At 60.9% G+C, this 2,783-nt stretch carries 2 protein-coding genes; both read right to left on the bottom strand.

Annotated elements, in window-relative coordinates; genetic code table 11:
• A partial coding sequence (locus FJY68_14070; protein MBM3332948.1) for a hypothetical protein occupies window positions 1-222 on the bottom strand: 222 nt, incomplete at its 3' end.
• 9 nt (window positions 223-231) lie between these two features.
• On the bottom strand, window positions 232-2,694 hold the full coding sequence (locus tag FJY68_14075; protein ID MBM3332949.1) for a hypothetical protein: 2,463 nt from the start codon (window positions 2,692-2,694) through the stop codon (window positions 232-234).
• Window positions 2,695-2,783: the final 89 nt, after the last annotated feature.

A 2,783-nucleotide genomic window follows, 5' to 3' on the forward strand; every position in this document is an offset into this window, starting at 1 on the left:
GACGTAGATGTTGTCGGTCGAACTCCCGAAAGCCAGATGGTACGGCGGCCTCAGTGGCCCCAGCGAGTCCGGCAGCAGGATTGTATCGGGAACCGGCGGAGTCCACGCCAGACTCACCGAGACGCCCAGCGCCAGCGCGCACAGGAGTGCCCTGGCCTTTGCGGCCCGGATGGTCGAGATGGAGTAGCGACCCCGAACGCGGTCCTTGGTGCCACGCGTCATGCGTTCCTCCTACCTTGTCACAACGACTTTGCGAACCGAGGCGCCCGGTCTCCCGTCTTCGGTCACCCGTCCTCTGACAAAGTACACTCCCGGCGCAGGCCGCTCCGCTTTGTCTGAGCCCGGGCTCAGTCTTGCGACTCTTCTGCCCGAGATGTCGTAGATGTCCGCCTGCCGCAAGCCTGCCGGCAAGCCCAACTGCCGCATGATGGTCCCGATGCCCTTCGCACGCGGGGCTGGAACCGCCTCCTGTATGCCAGGAATCAGGCTGTCTCGGAATACCGATATGCTCCCGCTGTACGCGTTTGCGACGTACATCCGCCCATCACGGGAGTTCCAGACAGCAACGCCGGGGCGATGCCCCGACACCGGGATGGAATCGAGAATCGAGTCCGTCGGCCCGTCCATGATGAACACACGCCCGGGTTCCGTCCCACTCGTGATGTACATCTTGTCGTTGAGAACATCGTGCGTCACAGAAAACGGGTTCACTATGGAGGTGATCACACTCGTTAGCGTGTCCGCCTCGGCATCTACGACCGCGACCAGCGAGCCGAACACCGCGTGCGCCATGTAGACCTTGCGGTCCGTCTCGTTGGTGCAACCGTTGGAGCCTATGACCCCGGGAATGGCCGCGACCATGGAATCCGACCCCGCGTCCAGCACTGCGATCTCGGGCGAACTGACGCCCACCATGTATATCTTGCCTACAGACTGGCAGTAGATTGGGCAAGAGGCCTTGTACATCAGCGTGTCCACCCAGGAATTGGTCGAGCAATCCACGACGGCAACGAAATGCTCGTTATACACTGGGCGACACGGGACTAGAACTTCGTCACGCTCGGGGTTGTACAGCGGGTTTTTCGGGCTTCCGGTGAGTGGAATTGTGCGGACAGGAAGGTCACTCCGGCAGTCGATGACAGTCATGCTACCCGACTCATTGGCGCAGTAGATGCGGTTGTGTCTCGGAACATAGGCCATCTGCCGCGGCGATGGACCAGTTCTCACTGCGGCGATGATCGAATCGGTCGTGCAGTCTATCACGTGCAGCGACTCGGCGTCATCGGCGACGTAGAGTTTGTTGTCCAGTGAATCGTAGCAGAGGGCCGAGACGAACTGCCCGTGCGGCAGTATCGTTCGGACGGCTCCGGACGCGCAATCAAGAGCATGGACGTTCCCGTTGCACGCGTCGCCCACGTAGAGTTTGTTGACCCGCGACGCCCAGCAGATCGGCGAGTAAGCATTGCCAACTGTGATTTTGGCACTAGTGAGTGGCCCTCCGTTCGCGGCTATCACGGTCACGTCGTGCTTTGACCTATTCACACTGTAGAACTTGCCCTCGCCCCGGTCGACAAGAAACATCTTCCAGCTGCTCATGACCTCCGAGTGCACGACGTTCCCGGTCGCCAGGTCCAACACGCGGAGTGTGGCCTGATCTGCGTGGGCGACACAGAAGAGCAGATCCTGCTCCGGCAGGCAAAGAACCGAGCCGGGTTCGTAGCCGACGCCGATCGTGTATCTGCGTACGACCGTATCCCCCGAGCAGTCTACCGCCAGCACTGTATCTCCGGTCGGGCCGGGGCAGTAGAGCTCGTTGCGCAGTTCATTGAAGCAGAGGGATTGCTCGACGTTGCTGCCGCCGGGTATCAGCGCCAAGACCGTGTCGGCGTCCGCATCCAGCACAACGAGTTCCAGCGTAGCCGTGCCGCATACGTAGACCCGGCGCGCTGCCGCGTTCACAGCTATGTTCGTTGGATAGAGCGGTGTCGGCACGGTTGTCAGCACCGTATCTCCGATTCCATCGATCACGACGACAGCGCTCTGTCCTCCTTCCGATGCCAGGCAGTATAGCTTGTTCCCGACAGAATCGAATGCCATGGCACCGCCGCCTGCTGCAGTCCATCGGATCACCGAATCGCCCACGCCGTCGATGACGGTGACTGATGGGTCGCCCACCCATTCCGAGGTAACGTACATCTTGCCGTTGACGGTGTTGCAGCACAACTGGCCGGGCCCCGAGTCAAACGCGATCGTGGCAGTTACTTGGTTTGTGAAGCCGTCGATGACGGACATGCGCCCGGCCACGCCCCAATGGCAGTGCGTAGCGTAGAGCTTCTTCGCTACCGGGTTGTAGCAGAGGTGGCTGACGTTCTCCGGAACGGCAATCCGGGCCACCCTTTCGTTGGTGCGCGGGTCAATGACAACAACGTATGCATCCAAGCCGTTGCGCGTCCTGTCATCGTACTCGCCCGAGACATATACCTTGCCTGCATCGGGGTTGCTGGCAATACACGACGGCCAGAGGACCCCAGACAGTGAATCGGGTAGGTAGATGACCTTCTCCAGCCAAGAGCCCTGCCCGTCGTTCACCACTAGGCACAGCACGATCGCGCACAGGAGCACCCCGGCCTTTGCGGCCCGGATGGGTGAGTTTGGATTCCGACCAGACGAACTGCGCTTCACTCCGATTGCCAAGTGCTGCCTCCAGATATCTCACAGAACTTGCACGAATCGGCGTCGAGGTTCCCTGCGTGGCAGACCCTGCGCCTGCCGCACCCTCAAGT

Source organism: candidate division WOR-3 bacterium (genome assembly GCA_016867815.1).
GTDB lineage: Bacteria > Hydrothermota > Tepidihabitantia > Tepidihabitantales > Tepidihabitantaceae > UBA2258.